The sequence below is a fragment of the Sulfitobacter sp. HI0027 genome (assembly GCF_001634775.1).
In the GTDB taxonomy this organism is placed as follows: Bacteria; Pseudomonadota; Alphaproteobacteria; order Rhodobacterales; family Rhodobacteraceae; genus Sulfitobacter.
On the sequence record NZ_LWER01000334.1, the window covers coordinates 1 to 239 of the forward strand.

Annotated in this window: 1 protein-coding gene; it reads left to right on the forward strand. The window is 52.7% G+C overall.

Translation table 11 applies throughout. The features are described from left to right. A partial coding sequence (locus A3722_RS16255) for an ATP-binding protein (RefSeq protein WP_443068786.1) occupies window positions 1-239 on the forward strand: 239 nt, incomplete at both ends.

The following is a 239-nucleotide window of genomic DNA, read 5'->3' on the forward strand; positions in this document are numbered from 1 at the left end:
TTATTCGCAGTTCCATATCAAACGCCTACGGGTCATGCAGGGCGGAGACCCCGTCTATGATCAGACTTTCCATACGGGCGTGAATATCATCCGGGGTGAGAACGGCTCCGGCAAATCGACGATTGCAGATTTCATATTCTACGTTCTCGGCGGTGAGTTTGATAACTGGAAGTCCGTAGCCGCGAACTGTGATGAAGTTCAGGCGGAGATAGGGACGGCGAGCGGTCTCTTAACCGTCA